The 16,793-nt window shown below is 69.3% G+C and carries 18 protein-coding genes; 5 read left to right on the forward strand and 13 right to left on the reverse strand.

Features of this window, described 5'->3' with window-relative positions:
• Positions 1-163 (reverse strand): ATP-binding cassette domain-containing protein (locus tag MFF30_RS08410; protein WP_373320870.1); only part of this gene is annotated, 163 nt, incomplete at its 3' end.
• Positions 164-308: 145 nt separating this feature from the next.
• Between MFF30_RS08410 and MFF30_RS08415 the strand changes: the two genes are divergently transcribed.
• From MFF30_RS08415 to MFF30_RS08425, 3 genes are all read left to right on the forward strand, one after another.
• Positions 309-938 carry an arylesterase gene (locus tag MFF30_RS08415; RefSeq protein WP_238278669.1) on the forward strand — a complete coding sequence of 210 codons (630 nt, stop codon included), beginning with the start codon at positions 309-311 and terminating at the stop codon, positions 936-938.
• Between the two features lie 4 nt (positions 939-942).
• Positions 943-1,488, forward strand: coding sequence for an RNA 2',3'-cyclic phosphodiesterase (gene thpR / locus MFF30_RS08420; protein WP_238278671.1), 546 nt, complete (start codon positions 943-945; stop codon positions 1,486-1,488).
• A gap of 327 nt (positions 1,489-1,815) precedes the next feature.
• Complete coding sequence (locus MFF30_RS08425) at positions 1,816-2,154, forward strand: carboxymuconolactone decarboxylase family protein (RefSeq protein ID WP_238278673.1); 339 nt, start codon at positions 1,816-1,818, stop codon at positions 2,152-2,154.
• Positions 2,155-2,499: 345 nt separating this feature from the next.
• Here MFF30_RS08425 and coaA read toward each other — a convergent pair whose 3' ends face one another.
• From coaA to petA, 11 genes are all read right to left on the reverse strand, one after another.
• Positions 2,500-3,480: a type I pantothenate kinase gene (gene coaA, locus MFF30_RS08430; protein WP_238278804.1), complete on the reverse strand. Its 981-nt coding sequence runs from the start codon at positions 3,478-3,480 to the stop codon at positions 2,500-2,502.
• Positions 3,481-3,515: 35 nt separating this feature from the next.
• Positions 3,516-3,839, reverse strand: a complete 324-nt coding sequence (locus tag MFF30_RS08435) for a phosphoribosyl-ATP diphosphatase (RefSeq protein WP_238278675.1) — start codon at positions 3,837-3,839, stop codon at positions 3,516-3,518.
• A 94-nt stretch (positions 3,840-3,933) separates the two neighbouring features.
• Positions 3,934-4,710: an imidazole glycerol phosphate synthase subunit HisF gene (gene hisF, locus MFF30_RS08440; RefSeq protein WP_238278677.1), complete on the reverse strand. Its 777-nt coding sequence runs from the start codon at positions 4,708-4,710 to the stop codon at positions 3,934-3,936.
• Between the two features lie 18 nt (positions 4,711-4,728).
• Entirely contained in the window at positions 4,729-5,487 is a 759-nt protein-coding gene (gene hisA / locus MFF30_RS08445) for a 1-(5-phosphoribosyl)-5-[(5-phosphoribosylamino)methylideneamino]imidazole-4-carboxamide isomerase (RefSeq protein ID WP_238278679.1), read from the reverse strand.
• Between the two features lie 44 nt (positions 5,488-5,531).
• Complete coding sequence (gene hisH / locus MFF30_RS08450; protein ID WP_238278681.1) at positions 5,532-6,194, reverse strand: imidazole glycerol phosphate synthase subunit HisH; 663 nt, start codon at positions 6,192-6,194, stop codon at positions 5,532-5,534.
• On the reverse strand, positions 6,191-6,676 hold the full coding sequence (locus MFF30_RS08455) for a DUF2628 domain-containing protein (RefSeq protein WP_238278683.1): 486 nt from the start codon (positions 6,674-6,676) through the stop codon (positions 6,191-6,193). The genes hisH and MFF30_RS08455 overlap by 4 nt, the downstream gene beginning before the upstream one ends.
• A 37-nt stretch (positions 6,677-6,713) precedes the next feature.
• Positions 6,714-7,313 (reverse strand): imidazoleglycerol-phosphate dehydratase HisB, encoded by a 600-nt coding sequence (gene hisB, locus MFF30_RS08460; protein WP_238278805.1) that lies wholly within the window; start codon positions 7,311-7,313, stop codon positions 6,714-6,716.
• Positions 7,314-7,407: 94 nt separating this feature from the next.
• Positions 7,408-8,283: an S-methyl-5'-thioadenosine phosphorylase gene (locus MFF30_RS08465; protein ID WP_238278685.1), complete on the reverse strand. Its 876-nt coding sequence runs from the start codon at positions 8,281-8,283 to the stop codon at positions 7,408-7,410.
• Positions 8,284-8,427: 144 nt separating this feature from the next.
• Positions 8,428-9,318: a cytochrome c1 gene (locus tag MFF30_RS08470; RefSeq protein ID WP_238278687.1), complete on the reverse strand. Its 891-nt coding sequence runs from the start codon at positions 9,316-9,318 to the stop codon at positions 8,428-8,430.
• Positions 9,319-9,340: 22 nt separating this feature from the next.
• The gene (locus tag MFF30_RS08475; protein WP_238278689.1) at positions 9,341-10,627 is read right to left on the reverse strand and encodes a cytochrome b; all 1,287 of its coding nucleotides are present in this window, start codon (positions 10,625-10,627) and stop codon (positions 9,341-9,343) included.
• Between the two features lie 33 nt (positions 10,628-10,660).
• Positions 10,661-11,236, reverse strand: coding sequence for a ubiquinol-cytochrome c reductase iron-sulfur subunit (gene petA, locus MFF30_RS08480; RefSeq protein WP_283205879.1), 576 nt, complete (start codon positions 11,234-11,236; stop codon positions 10,661-10,663).
• Between the two features lie 550 nt (positions 11,237-11,786).
• Between petA and MFF30_RS08485 the strand changes: the two genes are divergently transcribed.
• Complete coding sequence (locus MFF30_RS08485) at positions 11,787-12,479, forward strand: TerC family protein (protein WP_238278809.1); 693 nt, start codon at positions 11,787-11,789, stop codon at positions 12,477-12,479.
• Positions 12,472-15,438, forward strand: a complete 2,967-nt coding sequence (locus MFF30_RS08490) for a PAS domain-containing hybrid sensor histidine kinase/response regulator (protein ID WP_238278691.1) — start codon at positions 12,472-12,474, stop codon at positions 15,436-15,438. The genes MFF30_RS08485 and MFF30_RS08490 overlap by 8 nt, the downstream gene beginning before the upstream one ends.
• A 107-nt stretch (positions 15,439-15,545) precedes the next feature.
• Here the strand turns inward: MFF30_RS08490 and MFF30_RS08495 are convergent, their stop codons facing one another.
• Positions 15,546-16,475 (reverse strand): amino acid ABC transporter substrate-binding protein, encoded by a 930-nt coding sequence (locus MFF30_RS08495; RefSeq protein ID WP_238278693.1) that lies wholly within the window; start codon positions 16,473-16,475, stop codon positions 15,546-15,548.
• Between the last annotated feature and the right edge of the window lie 318 nt (positions 16,476-16,793).

The following is a 16,793-nucleotide window of genomic DNA, read 5'->3' on the forward strand; positions in this document are numbered from 1 at the left end:
TCGACTTGCCCGAGCCGGAGGGACCGACGAGTCCCACGGCCTCCCCGGCCGCCACCGAGAGGGAGATCCCGCGCAGCACGTGCACGCGGGCGGCACCGCGTCCCAGGCTGAGGTCGATGTCGGAGAGCGCGATGGTCGGTGCCGTGGCCTTGTCGGAGTTCAACGGGTGACCGATCTGTGAGCGGGTGCGAACATGATGCGCCGAGGGTCGGAGTTGTGAGCGAATGGGTCTGTGTGAAGTGTCACACCGCGTCGATATGGTCCGCGCGGCCGGAAGGCGCCATCCGGGTTCCGGGATCGCCGCGCTGATGGTGCTCTTTGCCGCACTCACCCTCGGGGCGGTGCCGTCCCGCGCCGCGCCCGAAGCCGCCCCGATCAAGCTCGTGGCCTTCGGCGACAGCCTGACGGCGGGGTACCGCCTGCCCGCGACGGCCGCCTTTCCGACCGTATTGGAGCGCGCATTGACGGCCCGTGGGCGGCGCGTGACGATCGCCAATGCGGGCGTCTCCGGCGACACGACGACCGGCGGGCTCGACCGCCTGGACTGGTCGATTCCCGACGGCACCGACGGCGTCATCCTCGAACTCGGGGCCAACGACATGCTGCGGGGCACCGACCCGGCTGTCACCCGCAAGGCCCTGGAGGCGATGATCACGCGGCTCAAGGCACGCGGCATCCCCGTGCTGCTCACCGGGATGAAGGCCTCGCCCAACCTGGGTCCGGACTACATGGCGCGCTTCGACGCGATCTATCCGGATCTCGCCCGGAGCCACGACCTCGTCCTCTACCCGTTTTTCCTCGAGAGCATCCTCGGCGACCGCTCGGCGCATCTGGACGACGGGCTGCACCCGAACGCGAAGGGCGTCGAGACCATCGTGGCCGGCATTCTCCCCACCGTCGAGCGCTTCCTCGACCGCGTGAAACCCGGCCCCCGCTGAACCGATGCCGCGCCTGTTCACCGGACTTGAGATCCCGCAGCAGATCGGCGCGGCGCTGTCGCTGAAGCGCGGCGCCCTGCGCGGCAGCCGCTGGATCGACCCGTCCGACTACCACATCACCCTGCGCTTCCTCGGGGACGTGGAGGTCGAGGTCGCGGAGGCCCTGCACGAGGGGCTGGTCGCGGCGCGACCGCGCGCGCCGTTCTCCGTCACCCTCGACGGGCTGGCGAGCTTCGGCGGCGACCGGCCGCGCGCCATCCTCGCCACGGTGGTACCGAGCCCGGAGCTTCTCGATCTCCAAGCCGAGCAGGAGCGCCTCGCCCGCCAGGCCGGGGCGGAGCCGGAGCGGCGCAAGTTCACGCCCCACGTCACCCTGGCGCGCCTGCGTCGCGAGGCAGGCCCGGAGGATGTGGCCGCTTATCTCGGCAAAGGCGGCCTGTTCACGCCCCTCACCGTCCCGGTGGAGCGGGTGGCGCTGTTCTCGGCCCGCGAGTCGAAGGGCGGCGGCCCCTACGTGGTCGAGGCGGCCTATCCGCTGGGTTCGGATTGAGCCCCGATCCCGCGTGATCGAGCGCGGGAATACTGCCGGCCCCGACCCATGGTTTCCAACGATCACCGGCGCTGCTCGCAAGCGATCGTTCGTTGGCCGTCCAGCGATTTAGGCTCGGCGCGGGGAGCCGATTCTGACCTGCCGTCCCGCAGCGGCCGTACCGCTTCCGACCCCTCGCTGACCCAAGGCCGACTCTGGGAGCGTCGATTCTGTGCGAACGCCGCGTTGCGATTCCTACCCCGATAGGCTACCTACTACTTGGTAGACAGGGCATATGACGCTGCCTGTCGAAGGCCCGCGAGAGGGCCACATCCAAGGGAGATCGTCATGGAAAACTGGAACGGATACCGGGGCGAGTTGATGTCAACCCTAGGTCAGATGGGCCAGATCAGCCCGGCGCTCCTTCACGCGCACGATCAACTGGCATCCGCCAAGCCAAAGGAGCCGAAACTCGATGCCAAGACCCGTGAACTGATCGCGCTCGCCGTGGCGGTGACGACCCGCTGTGACGGCTGCATCGCTTTCCATACCGACGCCGCCCGCAAAGCGGGCGCATCGAAGGAGGAAATGGTCGAGGCGCTCGGTGTCGCCGTCGCGTTGAATGCCGGTGCGGCGCTGGTCTACAGCGCACGGGCCTTCGATGCCTTCACCAAGGCCGAAGGCTGAGCGACCATCTGCGTAGGCGCCCCCGTTCAGAAGCCAAGGCTTCTACACCGTAGCCAACCCTTGACCAGCAAATCTGTCTGCTTGTGGTGGGGGGCGGAGTGTCCGGTTCTGGCCGGAAAGACAAAGCCCGCTCACCACACGCAGCCAAAGCCGTCAGATCACCAATCGATGGCTGTATTCAGGAAATGCTGACGGTGGTCCTGGCTCCGACGAAGTAGAGTCGTGAGCGGGCGCGGCAGCGACGTCCGCTTCCATGAGTCGCCGCCCGAACGCCGCCCCGTGGACATCCACCCGCAGCGGCCATCCCGTACGGGCGACCCGAGCGCCTGCCGCCCATAGCGAACCTCAGAGCCGGCGCAGGGCCACGCTTTCGATGCGGTGGCTGGCGCCCTTGGCGAGGATCAGGCTCGCCCGCTGACGGGTGGGCAGGATGTTGTCGCGCAGGTTCGGGAGGTTGATCGTGGTCCAGAGCGTGTCGGCGATCTCGATGGCCTCGGCCTCCGTCACCTCCGCGTACTTGCGGAAGTAGGAGAGCGGATCGCGGAAGGCGGTCTGGCGCAGGCGCAGGAAGCGGTTGACGTACCAGCGGTGCAGGTCGTCCTCGTGCCCGTCGAGGTAGATCGAGAAGTCGAAGAAGTCGGACACGAACGGAATCGCGGTGCCGTCGCGCGGCAGGCGCGCGGGCTGGAGCACGTTGAGGCCCTCGACGATGAGGATGTCGGGCGACTCGATGACCCGCTCCTCCCCCGGCATGACGTCGTAGACGAGGTGCGAGTAGAGGGGTGCGGCGACCCGCTTCTTGCCGGCCTTGATGTCCGTGAGGAAGCGCAGGAGGGCCGCGGTGTCGTAGCTCTCCGGAAAACCCTTGCGCTCCATGGCGCCCATGCGGCGCAACTCGGCGTTGGGCAGGAGGAAGCCGTCCGTGGTGATGAGATCGACCTTCGGGGTGTTCGGCCAGCGCGCCAGCAGGGCCGCCAGGACGCGGGCGGAGGTGGACTTGCCCACCGCCACCGAGCCCGCCAACCCGATGATGTAGGGCACCTTGGTCTCGTGCTCGGCGAGCAGGAAGCGCTGGGTCGCCTTGAACAACCCTTGCGTCGCCGCGACGTAGAGCGACAGCAGGCGCGACAGCGGCAGGTAGATCGCCTCGACCTCCTCCACGGAGATCGGATCGTTGAGCGATTGCAGGCGCGCCACCTCTTCGGCCGCCAGGGTCAGCGGCGTGTCTGCGCGCAGCTGAGCCCATTCCTCGCGGGTGAAAAGGCGGTAAGGGGAGAGCCGCTCGGAGCCCTCCCCGGTGACCGGATCCTGCCCCTCCGCGGGCATGCGCGGCGTGGCGACCGGAACGGGCATCTCGGCGTTCACGCCGGCCCCCGCGCGGCTTTCTCGGCGATTCCGCTCTGGGCCGTGCGGCGCTCCAGCTCGGCCAGGACCTCGTCGAGGGGGATGCCGCCGCCGCGCAGCACCACGAGCAGGTGGTAGAGCACGTCCGCCGCCTCGCTCACCAGGCCGGCGCGGTCACCCTGCACGGCGGCGATGGCGGCCTCCACGGCCTCCTCGCCGAGCTTCTTGGCCGCCCGCCCCTGGCCGCCGGCAAGGAGCTTGGCCGTGTAGGAGGTCTCGGGGGACGCCGCGGCGCGGTCGGCCACCAGGGCTTCGAGGTCGTTGAGCGTGAAGTGGGTCATACAATCCTGGGTCCCGGCGAACCGGGCCTATCGTGCCGTCGGCGCGAGCGTGCGGCACGATGGATCATGACGCAAGGGCCGGCCGCCGCCGTGCTTACAGATCGAGGCGCATGGAAAGTCCGGCCGCCGCCATGTGGGCCTTGGCCTCGGATACGGTGTGCTGACCGAAGTGGAAGATCGAGGCCGCCAGCACGGCGCTGGCGCCGCCGTCGCGCACGCCAGCCACCAGATCGTCGAGGCTGCCGACGCCCCCCGAGGCGATGACCGGCACCGTGACGGCGTCCGCGATCGCCCGCGTCAGGCCGATGTCGTAGCCCGAGCGCATGCCGTCCCGATCCATGGAGGTCACCAGCAATTCACCGGCGCCGCGCGCGGTGACGGTGCGGGCGAAATCGATGGCGTCGAGGCCGGTCGCCTTACGTCCGCCATGGGTGAAGATCTGCCAGGCGGCAGGCTCGCCGGGGCCGGAGGTGCGCTTGGCGTCGATGGCGACGACGATGCACTGGCTGCCGAATTTCTCGGCCCCGCGCGCCACGAAATCGGGGTCGTTCACCGCCGCCGTGTTGATCGAGACCTTGTCGGCCCCGGCGAGCAGCAGGGTGCGGATATCCGCCACCGTGCGGATGCCGCCGCCCACGGTCAGCGGCATGAAGCAGGCTTCCGCCGTGCGGCTGACCACGTCGAGGAGCGTGCCCCGGTCCTCGTGGCTCGCGGTGATGTCGAGGAAGCAGAGTTCGTCCGCCCCGGCGGCGTCGTAGGCCTTGGCCGCCTCCACCGGATCGCCGGCATCGCGCAGTTCGAGGAACTGCACGCCCTTCACGACGCGCCCGTCCTTCACGTCGAGGCAGGGGATGATGCGGGTCTTCAACATGGGCGGGCCTCGAACGCGTCAGGCCGCCGGGTCGGCGGCGGCCGAGCCGGTGGCGCGCTTGATGGCGGCGAGGGCCTCGCGCGGATCGATTCGGCCGTCATAGAGGGCGCGGCCCGTAATGGCGCCGGCCAGGAGCGCGCAATCGGGCTCCAGGATGCGGTGGACGTCCTCGATGGAGGCGAGGCCGCCCGACGCGATCACGGGAATCGTCACCGCGCGGGCGAGCCCGAGGGTCATCTCGATGTTCAGGCCCTTCAGGATGCCGTCGCGGGCGATGTCGGTGTAGATGATGGCGGCAACCCCGGCATCCTCGAAGCGGCGGCCGAGTTCCTCCGCCGTCATGCTGGAGGTGGTGGCCCATCCCTCCACCGCGACGCGGCCGTCCTTGGCGTCGATGCCGACCGCGATCTTGCCGGGATAGAGCCGGGCGGCCTCGCGCACGAAGGCGGGGTCCCGCACGGCGGCGGTGCCGATGATGACGCGGCTGACGCCCTTGGCGATCCAGGCCTCGAGGGTGCGCATCTCGCGGATGCCGCCGCCGAGCTGCACCGGCAGCTTGGTCCGGGCCAGGATCGCGTCGACGGCGTCGGCGTTCATCGGCGCGCCCGCGAAGGCGCCGTCGAGATCGACCACGTGCAGCCAGGAGAAGCCCTGCTCCTCGAAGACCGCGGCCTGGGCGGCCGGGTCGTCGCTGAACACGATGGCCTGCGCCATGTCGCCCTGCACGAGGCGGACGCAGCGCCCTTCCTTGAGATCGATGGCCGGAAACAGGATCACGCGTCGGTTCGCTTTCGAGTGTGCGGTTCGGGATCGGCGCGGTTCTAAGGACGCCAGCGCAGGAAGTTGGCGAGGAGCGCGAGGCCGAGCCGCTGGCTCTTCTCCGGATGGAACTGGGTGCCGGCGACGTTGTCACGCGCCACCATGGCGGTGACGACGCCGCCGTAATCGCTGTGCGCCACGCGGTCGTCGGGCCGCTCCGGGCTCAGGGCGAAGCTGTGCACGAAGTAGGCATGCAGGCCGTCCGCCCCGGTCGGGATCTCGGCGAGCAGGGCGTGGTCGCGGTCCACCTCCAGGGTATTCCAGCCCATGTGGGGCACCTTGAGGGCCGGGTCGTGGGGCCGGATCGGACCGACATCGCCGGGAATCCAGCCGAGCCCCGGGGTGGTGTCGTATTCGAGGCCGCGCGTCGCCAGGAGCTGCATGCCGACGCAGATGCCGAGGAAGGGCCTCGCCCGCACTTTGGCGGCGTGAGTCATCGCCTCGACCATGCCGGGCACCGCGTCGAGGCCGCGGCGGCAATCCGCGTAGGCGCCGACGCCGGGCAGGACCACGCGGTCTGCCTTCGCCACGGTCTCGGCCTCGTCGGTGAGGACGATCCGGGTCGCATCGAGGCCGGCTTCCCGTGCCGCGCGCTCGAACGCCTTCGCGGCCGAATGCAGGTTGCCCGATCCGTAATCGATGATCGCGACGGTCTCGGCGCTCACCGGCGGCCCTCGCTGAAGGGGAACATGCCGATGGCCAGATCGCTCGGCGGCACCGCGAGACTCGCATGGCCTGCGGAAGCGGGCCGGGGCAGCGACCCTCCGCCGAGCCAGCGGAGCGCCGCCTTCATCTCGGCCTCTTCGGGGCTCGCCGCCATCACGGCGTCGCGCACGGGCCGGCCCGCCCGCGCATAGGTCCAGCGCCGCAGGGACGAGGCCTCGAGGCCGATCAGCACCATGGCCAGCAGCGCGACCACGAAACCCGCCACCGGTGTCAGCCCGAGGAAGCGGCCGGCCATCGCGAGGACCGCCAGCAGGACCAGCACCCCGAGCCCGGCCAGCCAGAGACGGTGGAAGAAGAACCACAGGGGGCCATAGGCGAAGGCAGTCCAGGAGAAGCCGTCCGGCACGAGGTACGCGCGCTCGAGGCCATGCGCCTGCCCGGCCAGGGCGTCCCGCTCCGGGTGCAGCGTGTAGGTCCGCATCACGTCTCGCCTCCTCTGCTCCGATCCGTCGAGCGGATCAGAGTGAACCCTTCGTCGAGGGAACGCGTCCGCCCTCGCGCGGATCGACGGTGACCGCCTGCCGCAAGGCGCGGGCCAATCCCTTGAAGCAGCTCTCCGCGATGTGGTGCGCGTTGTCGCCGTACAGGGTCTCGACATGCAGCGTCAGGCCGGCATTCATCGCGAAGGCCTGGAACCACTCACGCACCAGTTCGGTATCGAACTGGCCGATCTTCTCCACCCGGAACTGCGTGCGGAAGACCAGGAAGGGACGGCCCGAGATGTCGATGGCGACCCGGGTCAGGGTCTCGTCCATGGGCAGGTGGATGTCGGCGTAGCGGGTGATCCCGCGCTTGTCCGCCAGAGCCTGGGCGAAGGCCTGGCCCAGGGCGATGCCCGTATCCTCGACGGTGTGGTGGTGATCCACGTGGAGGTCGCCGGTGACCTCCACGTCGAGATCGAACAGACCGTGCCGGGCGAACAATTCCAGCATGTGATCGAAGAAGCCGACGCCGGTCGCGATCCTGGCCTTCCCGGTCCCGTCGAGGGCGAAGGACACGCGCACGTCGGTCTCCGCGGTCTTGCGGCTGATACTGGCGGCGCGCTGGGCCTCTGAGATCACGGTTCGGTTCCGGTTCTGACACGAACCCGCCTTCTAGTGCGAAGTCGGGGTCCCGTGAAGGGCGGCGGGGGCCAAATCCACCGCCGGCCGGTCAGGCCCCGATCACCCGCCCGGCGACGGCGTCGAGCTTGGCGAGGAGGGCGGCGTCACGCTGAGCGGGCGCCGTCATGATGGCGCCGTCGAGGGCGCGCTCGCTGCCCACCGGGCAGGCCTCGCGTTCGGCGGGGAAATCGCGGGCGAGGCGGGCGACGAGGCGCGCCGCCTTGTCGGCATTGGCCCGGGCCACCGCCACCACGGCGGCCACGTCCACGGCGTCGTGGGTCGGGTGCCAGCAATCGAAGTCGGTGACCATCGCGATGGTCGCGTAGGTGATCTCGGCTTCGCGGGCGAGCTTGGCCTCCGGCATGTTGGTCATGCCGATCACGTCGTAGCCCTGCGCCTTGTAGGTGGTGGACTCGGCGTAGGTGGAGAATTGCGGCCCCTCCATGCAGACATAGGTGCCGCCGCGCTGGACCGCGATGTCCTCGGCTTGCGCCGCCGCCGCGATCCGGGCCTGCAGGGCGGGGCCGATCGGGTGCGCCAGGGAGACGTGGGCGACGCAGCCGTTGCCGAAGAACGACGAGGCCCGCCCGACGGTGCGGTCGACGAACTGGTCGACGAGTACGAAGAGGCCGGGATGCAGTTCCGCCTTGAACGAGCCGCAGGCCGAGAGGGAGACGAGGTCGGTGACGCCCGCCCGCTTCAGGATGTCGATGTTCGCGCGGTAATTGATGCCGGTGGGCGAGAAGCGGTGGCCGCGCCCGTGGCGGGCCAGGAACACCACCCGGGTCTCACCGATGCGGCCGATACGCAGGGCGTCGGAGGGCTCGCCCCAGGGAGACTCGATCCGCTCCTCGCGGACATCCTCGAGACCGGGGAGGTCGTAGACCCCCGAACCGCCCATCACGCCGAGCACCGCTGCCGTCATCCTGGTCTCCATAAAGATCGCGCCGGTCGCCCCTCCTTGGGGCGCCGGCGCGGGGCATGTCAACGAAGGGAAAATCGAGAGCGGGCGACCCCGTGGGGACCGCCCGCTCTCGGATCAGCAGGTCACAGATCCGCAGGTCTCGGATCAGTAGGTCTTGTGCAGCTCGGGCTGGAGGCCGTGGACCTCGCCGCCGACCTTCGCCCAGATCTTCTTCTTCACGTAGTAGAGCAGACCCGAGAGGACGAGCAGGAACAGGATCACCCGCAGGCCGAGGGCCTTGCGCGCCATCATGTGGGGCTCGGCGGCCCAGGCCATGAACGCCGCGACGTCGTGGGAGTACTGCTCCGTCGTCTCGGGGACGACCGGCTCGCCCTTGTCGTTCTTGGCGTAGGTCACCTGCCCGTCGCTGATGGGCTTCGGCATCGCGATCAGGTGACCGGCATAGTACTTGTTGTAGTAGGTGCCGGTGGGGATCTCCTTGCCGGCCGGCGGGTCTTCGTACCCGTTCAAGAGCGCGTGGATGTAGTCCACGCCCTGCTCGGAATAGCCGACGAACGGCAGCGCATCGATCACGAACAGCGGGAAGCCGCGCTCGTAGGTCCGCGCCTTGGCCAACACCGAGAAGTCGGGCGGCGCCTTGCCGCCGTTGGCGGCGGCCGCCGCCTTCTCGTTCGGGAAGGGCGACGGGAAGGCGTCGGCGGCGCGGGCGGGACGGTCGACGTCCTCGCCGGCATCGTTCTGCTCCTTCACCTTGTACTGGGCGGCGAGCTCCTTGACCTGACCGGCGCTGAAGCCGGGGCCTCCGGCCTCGGCCAGGTTGCGGAAGCGCACGAGGCTCATGCCGTGACAGCTCGAGCAGACCTCCTTGTAGACCTGGAAGCCGCGCTGGAGCTGGGCCTGGTCGAAGCGGCCGAAGATGCCGGCGAAGCTCCACTTCTCGCGGGGCGGATGAGGGGTTCCCTCATCCGCCGACGCGACGGTGACGCTCATGACGGCCGCGAGCAGGGACGCGGCGAGGACGCGGGTCGTTTTCATGGTTCTCAAAAGTCCCCTGCCCTCAACCCTTGGACGATGGTGCGGCGGCGGCACCGATCGGCATCCCGGACCCGCTCACCTGCTTGCCCGGTCCCGTCACGGTCTCGAGGATCGATCCCGGAAGAGCCTTCGGCGTCTCGAACAGGCCGACGAGCGGCATCACGAGCAGGAAGTGCAGGAAGTAGTAGGCCGTGCAGATGCGGGCCGCGATGACGTAGCCACCCTCCGGCGGCTTGGCGCCGAGCCAGCCGAGCAGCACGCAGACCACCAGGAACAGCCAGAAGAACTGACGGTAGATCGGGCGGTAGTTGCAGGAGCGCACGCGGGAGGTGTCGAGCCAGGGAGCCAGCGCCAGGATCAGCACGGCGCTGAACATCAGGATGACGCCGCCGAGCTTGTCCGGCACCGCGCGCAGGATCGCGTAGAAGGGCAGGAAGTACCATTCCGGCACGATGTGCGCGGGCGTCACGGCCGGGTTGGCCGGCACGTAGTTGTCGGCGTGGCCGAGGTAGTTCGGCTGATAGAAGATCCAGTAGGCGAAGAAGGCGAAGAACACGACCGAGGCGAACACGTCCTTGACGGTCGCGTAGGGCGTGAAGGCCACCGCGTCCTTGCCGGACTTGATCGGGATGCCCGCCGGGTTGTTCTGGCCCGTCACGTGCAGCGCCCAGACGTGCAGGACGACGACGCCCGTGATCATGAACGGCAGCAGGTAATGCAGCGAGAAGAAGCGGTTCAGGGTCGGGCTGCCGACCGAGTAGCCGCCCCAGAGCAGGCTCTGGATGGTCTCACCCACCACCGGGATCGCGCCCAGGATGCTGGTGATGACGGTCGCACCCCAGAAGCTCATCTGGCCCCACGGCAGGGTGTAGCCCAGGAAGGCGGTGGCCATCATCAGGAGGTAGATGATCACGCCGAGGATGTAGAGCACCTCGCGCGGGGCCTTGTACGACCCGTAGTACAGCGCCCGGAAGATGTGCACGTAGACCGCCACGAAGAACATCGAGGCGCCGTTGGCGTGCATGTAGCGCAGCAGCCAGCCATAGTTCACGTCGCGCATGATGTGCTCGACGGAGTTGAAGGCGTTGGCGGCGGACGGATCGTAATGCATCGCCAGCCAGATGCCGGTGACGATCTGCGAGACCAGCATGGCGATCAGGATCGCGCCGAAGGTCCAGAAGTAGTTCAGGTTCCGCGGCACCGGGAAGGAGACGAAGGACGAATGCACCAGCCCGATTAGGGGCAGGCGCGATTCGAACCACTTCGCAAGGGCACTCTTGGGAACGTAGGTATTGCCGTGTGCGCTCATGGGGCGACCCGCTCCAATTCCTGTTTCACTGTGTCAGGCGACCGCCTTGCCACCCTCTTCGCCGATCCGGATCTTCGAATCCGACTCGAACACGTAGGGCGGGATAGGCAGGTTCGTCGGGGCGGGACCCCGGCGGACGCGGCCGGACGTATCGTAGAGCGAGCCGTGGCAGGGGCAGGACCAGCCCTCGTACTGCCCCTGGTGCCCGATCGGCACGCAACCGAGATGGGTGCAATTGCCGTAGACGACGAGCCACTTGGCGTGGCCCTGCTTGACGCGGGCCGAATCGGCCTGCGGGTCGATGAGGTCGGCCAACTTCACCTCGGAGGCCTCCTTGACCTCCTTCTCCGTCCGGTTCCGGACGAAGATGAGCTTGCCGCGCCAGAAGACGTTTACGATCTGACCTTCCTGGATTGGCGTCAGGTCGACTTCGAGGGGGGCACCGGCCGCGATGGTCTCCGCATCCGGCGCCATCGAGGCGACGAAGGGCCAAGCCAGGGCGCCCGCACCGACGGCGAGCCCGGCACCGGTCGCGAGGAACATGAAGTCGCGTCGCGTGCCGTCCGGCGCGCCGTGGGGGCTCTCGGGGTGGCCTGCCGTGTTCGCCAAGTGTCAAGCTCCAAGCATGAATGCGCCGGGTGACCGTCGTCCCACCTTGCGGCGATGGCCGGCAGGGACCTTAGAGGCTTTCAAAGGAATGTCAGCCCGGCGGGACGGAAGCACCATCCCACAGGATTGTGCAATGCGACCCCGCGTCACCGGAAGTCAAGGCGCGAAACCCGTCGGATCACGCCCTTTCCCGTCGTGCCGCGGACCCGTTGCGGAGAGGCCGCGGCGGCCCTCCGAGAGGCATGCGCCAGCGCGCCGGCCCCGAACGCTTCAGGGCCGAGCCATGCGCGGCGCGTCGGGTCGGGGCGCGGCTCTACACGTGAGCCCGGCCGATCCGCCGGATCGCGCCGCGTCCGGTCCGATGCTATCTGTCACCGCGCACGACACGGGCCCGTCCCGCCAGAAACTTCCGCTTGCCACGGGATGCCATTCTGGATTGAAGCGCTGGTGCACTGCATCGGCGCTTTGCCGCGTGTGCGAAGGTGCGGCGATCGGCTACCTCAGTCGAACCCGCTCGGCCGCCCGACCGGCACCGGTCTCGAAGGCTTCGATGGACATCAACGACCCGCAATTCCTCGTCGCGGTCCTTCAGATCGTCTGGATCGATCTGCTTCTCTCGGGCGACAACGCGATCGTCATCGCGCTGGCGTGCCGGGGCCTGCCCGAGGACCGTCGGCGCACCGGCATACTGCTCGGTGCCGCCACCGCGGTCGGCTTGCGCATTCTGTTCGCGCTGATCGTCTCGACACTCCTCGAAATTCCCCTCCTGCGCATTGCCGGCGGCCTGCTCCTCGTGACAATCGCGGTGAAGCTCGCGATGGGCGAGCCCGAGCCCGACCCCACCGTCGCCGCGAGCGGGACACTCTGGCGGGCCGTCCGCACCATCGCGATCGCCGACGCGGTGATGAGCCTCGACAACGTCGTGGCGGTGGCCGCCGCCGCGAAGGGACACACGGCGCTCTTCGTCTTCGGACTGGTCCTCTCGATCCCACTCATCATCATGGGCGCCTCGCTGATCACCGCGCTTCTGATCCGGTTTCCCGTGATCGTCTGGGCCGGCGCGGCACTGCTGGGCTGGATCGCCGGGGAGATGATCGCCACCGATCCGCTGGTCGCCGGCCGGCTTGCCCCGATGCCCCACCTCCCGGCCATCACCGGGGGCGCGGTCGCCCTCCTCGTCGTCGGCATCGCATTCCTGCTCACCCAGTGCCGAACCGCGATGCGGGAGCAGCCGCGTGGCTAGCCTGCCCATCTGGTGGCCGGCCTGGCGCGCTCCGGGCGCCGAGGGCGTCACGCCCGGCGCGAGCCCGACCCCCGCCGTTCTCATGGAGTCGATGACGGGGCTGAAGGAGGACGCGCGAGGCGTCGATCTCGCGCTCGTCACCGTGGTGCTGGCCCTAGCCGGTCTGGTGCTCATCGGTATCCGCATCGGGCGACGGCGGCGGCGGAACGCGCTCGCGCGGCGCAGCGCTCACGAAGCCCAGCTGCTCCTGCGCGACCTGTTCGAGGCCTCGGCGGACCGCCAATTCATCTTCCACGTCAGGCCGCCCGCCGATTTCCGCCTCGCGAACTGGAATCCGGCGGCCGCCGCCGCAGCGGGCCGGGGCGACGAGGTCCTGGGTCGGCCGATCGAGGCCGTCCTCTCCGCCATCCAGGCCGCGCAGATGCGTACCGCCCTGGCGCGCACCCTCGCCGACGGCAAGACCGTGCGCCTGGAGAACCACGCCGACGGGTCGTTCTTCGAGGCCGTCCACGTTCCGCTGCGCAATCCCGTCACGCAGGCGATCGATCGGATCTACGTGGGCATCCACGACATCAGTCACCTGAAGCTCGCCGAGGCCGAGGCGCGCGAGGCGAACCGGCTCCTGGTCCTGGCCGAGCAGGTCGCCCATGTGGGGCACTGGGATCTCCAGCTACAGGCGCGCCGCCTGACCTGGTCCGACGAGGTGTACCGCATCCACGGCCTCGACCCCGCGACCTTCAGGCCGACGATCCGCCGCAGCCTCGCCGCCTGCCATCCGGACGATCGCGCCTCCGCGCGGACGATCGTCACGCGCGCCATCCGGCGCCGGGAGGGCTTCGACATCGCGCTGCGGCTGGTGCGCCCCTCGGGGGAGGTCCGCGACGTCCTCGTGCGGGGTCTCTGCCAGTTCGAGCACGGGAGCGCGGGCGGGCACGGTTCGGTGCGCTCGATCTTCGGCGTCTTCGCGGATGTCACGGAGGTGAAACAGGCCGAGCGCGCGCTCGCCGACAAGTCGGCGCTGCTGGAGGCGACCCTCGAAAGCATGGATCAGGGCCTCCTGCTCATCGGCGCCGACGGCTCGGTCCCGGTCATCAACCGGCGCGCCGTCGAGATCCTGTCCCTGCCCCCTGCCCTGATGGCCCAGCGGCCCGACTACCGCGCCATCCGGCGCAGCCTGCGCGAGAGCGGCGCCTGGGGAACCTCGATCCAGGACCCCCGCCACTGGCTCCTCGACGAGAACCGCCGCACCACCGACCTGCGCTCGGAGCGGCGCCGCCAGGACGGCAGCGTGATCGAGGTCCGCTCGCTGCCGATGCACACGGGCGAGGGCTATGTGCAGACCCTGACGGACATCACGCACCGGCGCCGCTCCGACGAGCGCCTGCGCGAGAGCGAGGCCCGCTTCCGGCTCCTGGCGGACTACACCTCGGATCTCGTCGTCCTCGACGATGCGGCGGGCCGCCACCGCTACATCGCGCCCGCCGTGACGAGCATGCTCGGCTACTCCGCCGAGGAGGCGGACGCGATCGGCCTGCGCACGCTGGTCCACGCCGAGGACGTCGCCAAGCTCGATGCCACCCTCCGGGCCCTCGGGGCAGAGCACCCGACCGGATCGGTGATCTACCGGATGCGCCGGAAGGCCGGGACCTGGATCTGGGTCGAGGCGGCGTTCCGGCGGATCGAGGACGCCACCGGCATCCAGGTCATCCAGGCCATCCGCGACGTCTCGGAGCGCAAGACCCAGGAGGCCGATCTCAAGAGCGCCCGGGCCGCCGCCGAGGCCGCCGCGCGGGCCAAGGCCGAGTTCCTGGCCAACATGAGCCACGAACTCCGGACCCCACTGGCCGGAATCCTCGGCGTGCACGACCTCCTGCGGGAGGACGCGACGCTGACCCGGGACCAGGCCCGCTTCGTGGGTCTCGCCCGCGAATCGGGGCGCTCGCTCCTCACCATCGTCAACGACATCCTCGACTTCTCGAAGATCGAGGCGGGCCACCTGACGATCGAGGCCCTCCCCTTCAGCCTGCCGGCCCTGATCGAGGGCTGCCGCGAACTCAGTGCCGAGACGCTCCAGGATCGCCCGATCGCCTTCGGGATCGCGATCGCGCCGGACGTTCCCGAATGGGTCCTCGGCGATCCGACGCGCCTGCGCCAGGTCATCCTGAACCTCACCACGAACGCGATCAAATTCACGCCGGAGGGCAGCGTGACCCTGCGGGCCTCCTGGCTGCAGGATCCCGCCAAGCCCCGCCGCAGCCGCGCGCGGCTCCGGATCGAGCTCATCGATACCGGCATCGGCATCCTGCCCGAGACCCTTCCGCACCTGTTCGAGCGCTTCGCCCAGGCGGACGGCTCGACCTCCCGCCAATACGGCGGAACCGGGCTCGGCCTCACCATCTGCCGGCGCCTCGTGCAGCTCATGGGCGGCGAGATCGGGGTCGAGAGCGCGTTCGGCGCCGGGTCGACCTTCTGGTTCGAGGTGCCGCTGCGGCTGGCCGAGGCGGAGAGCGCGGCGGAGGATCGCCCGTCGCCGCTGCTCCAGGCCACCGCCGGGGCGGTTTGGCGGGTCCTGCTGGCCGAGGACAACGCGATCAACCAGGAGATCATCGGCACGGTTCTGCGTCAGAAGGGGCATGCGGTCACGGTGGTGGAGGACGGCGAGCGCGCCGTGGCGGCCGCCCTCGACCAGGGTCCCCTCGACCTCGTGCTGATGGACGTTCAGATGCCGGGCCAGGACGGACTCGCGGCGACCCGGGCCATCCGCGCCCGCGAGCAGGCGGAGGGGCGCAGCCGCCTCCCGATCATCGCCCTGACCGCCAACGCGATGAGCGAGGAGATCGAGCGCTGCCACGCCGCCGGCATGGACGCGCACGTCGCCAAGCCCGTCGACTGGTCCGTGCTTTTCGCGACCATGGAGCGCCTCGTACGGGAGACCGGCCCGGCGGCCGCGACGCGCTGAGCCCCGGGACCGACGCACGCCACGCGAAACGAAGCCCCGACAGCGAAACGCCCCGCCCCGGGGTGGGGCGAGGCGCTCGACGTCTCGGCGGTGGAAGGGCGGAAGGCTCAGTAGGCCGCCGGGTCCGGGCTGTCGCTCGGCGTGGCGAACTGCTTGGCCATCGCCTCGCTCATGGGCAGGTTCAGGTTGATGCCGCGCGGCGGGATCGGCTTCGTGAACCACTTGTCGTAGAGGGCCTTGCCCTCCGGGCTCTTGTAGAGCTTCGCGGTGGCCTCATCGACGACGGCCTTGAACGGGGCGTCGTCCTTGCGCAGCATGATGCCGTAGGGCTCGGGCTTCGACAGGGCTTCGCTGGAGATCGCGTAGGCACCGGGCTCCTTCGAGCTGGCGGCCAGGGAGGCGAGCAGCACGTCGTCCATCACGAAGGCCGCGGCGCGGCCGGTCTCGACCATCAGGAAGGCCTCGGCGTGGTCCTTGGCCGGCAGGATCGTCAGGCCGAGGTTGCGCGCGGTGTTCGCCTCGTTGATCTGGCGGATGTTGGTGGTGCCGGAGGTCGAGACGACGGTCTTGCCCTTCAGGTCCTCGATCTTGTCGAGCTTGGCCGACTTCTTGGCGACGAAGCGCGTCGCGGTCAGGAAGTGGGTGTTGGTGAAGGTCGCCTGCTTCTGGCGGTCCGGGTTGTTGGTGGTGGAGCCGCATTCCAGATCGATCGTGCCGTTGGCGATCAGCGGGATGCGGGTGGCCGAGGTGACCGGGTTCAGCTTCACCTCGAGGTTGGGAAGCTTGAGGTTGGTCTTCACCGCCTCGGCGATCTTCTGGCAGATCTCGAAGGCGTAGCCGACCGGCTTCTGGTCGCCGTCGAGATACGAGAACGGCACGGAGGCGTCCCGGTAGCCGATGGTGATCGCGTTGGTTTCCTTGATCTTCTTCAGGGTCCCGGTGAGGTCTTGCGCCTGGGCGCTCCCGCCCGCGGACACGGCCACGGCAAGGCTGAGTGCCAGTGCGGAGAGGGTGGATCTCTGATGACTCGAACGCATCTGCAAGGATGACTCCTGAAGGCCGACCGCCCCATTGGCCGTCGCTGGACCATGACCGAAGGCAACGTAGCAGCGGTGTATACCACCGCAATCGTTGTTTTCGCACTTTCCAGGGTGGAAGTGCCCTCCCCCCAGGCAAGGGGTATGCCGCGCGGGTCCCGCGTCCGCCGAAGCGGTCGGGGCGATGGTCGCGGGGGCATGCGGGATGCGGCGCTGCCCCCGGCCGATCCCTCCCCCCGCGCGGCGGCGAGCCGACACGCAAAAAGGCCCGACTTTTCAGCCGGGCCAGTCCGCGTCTCTCGAAGAAATCGGGTTTTG

This window comes from Methylobacterium goesingense, assembly GCF_022179225.1.
Lineage (GTDB): Bacteria > Pseudomonadota > Alphaproteobacteria > Rhizobiales > Beijerinckiaceae > Methylobacterium > Methylobacterium goesingense.